Raw genomic sequence first — 1042 nt, 5'->3', positions numbered from 1 at the left:
TACTAAGACAAGGACTATCTATTGTCTTGACTGCCGTGGTTTTGGATTGCTTTTTGAAAGAAAAAAATATGACAGGGATTGTTACAGCAATAGTTGCTTTTTATATACATGATTCATCAATAGTAATTTCCCTAATGTATTTTGTCATATTAGTTCTATTTAGCAAAATAATTGTAAGTAAGAAGTTTAATATTCCTGTTGTCACGGTTTCAATACTTATTTTTTCAGTTTTAATAATCCCATATATTTTAGGAAAGTTTCCTTCTTTAATAACATTGTTTGCATCTAAGTATTATTATATTGTTAATGCAATTAACTGGTCATCATTCTCATTATATAGGTCGATGTTATTTTTAATTCCAATATTGCCCTTTTATGGATCAGTTAAGAGATCAGATTCGCTTATTATAAGGGGAACGTATCTGTTATGTTTGATTAATGTTGTATTTAATGGATTTGCCTCAGCAAACTATGTTCTTTTCGGAAGGCTTAGTTATTACTTCTATGTTCCATTCATTCTGTTTATTTCGGAAAATATTTACCTAATTAAACGACCGTTAAAAAGATATTTATACTACATAATTTATATGAGCTATTCAGTATTCTTTTTTATTAATATGTATGCGCTGGGAAATTACGGTAATCTATTTCCATATAAGATAGGTTAGGTGAGTAATATTATAAATGTTTTGTTTGTATTAGATAAAATGGATATTGGTGGTTTACAAAAGGTCAACGCGACGATTGGTGATTATTTGAACAAAAATAAGAAATTAAATATTAGATTTTTAACTCTGAGAAAATCTAATAATGAGACTATTAAAGTAGAGAGTCCAGTAGATCTGTTGATTCGAAATAATATGGAAAAAATGATATCTTTATTTTTACGTATTATTAATAAAGCTTCCCAAAAAATATTTTCAGTGGATTCTAAATTATTAGATAAATATATTTCACACTTAATTACTGAGTATCTATACAACAATCCTACAGATGCAATTATTTTAAGTGGCCCTTCATTATTTATGGCTAAAAATATAAA

2 protein-coding genes are annotated in these 1042 nt (G+C 27.0%); both read left to right on the top strand.

Translation table 11 applies throughout. From position 1 onward, the window contains the following. Positions 1 to 668: EpsG family protein (locus tag FHL06_RS14190; RefSeq protein WP_153387311.1), on the top strand; the 668-nt coding region annotated here is incomplete at its 5' end. Then, positions 669 to 1042 (top strand): hypothetical protein (locus FHL06_RS14185; protein ID WP_153387309.1); only part of this gene is annotated, 374 nt, incomplete at its 3' end.

This window comes from Companilactobacillus halodurans (assembly GCF_009600985.1).
Taxonomy (GTDB): domain Bacteria; phylum Bacillota; class Bacilli; order Lactobacillales; family Lactobacillaceae; genus Companilactobacillus; species Companilactobacillus halodurans.
The sequence above is the reverse complement of the archived record's forward strand: the minus strand, read 5'-3'. Positions and strand labels throughout refer to the sequence as shown.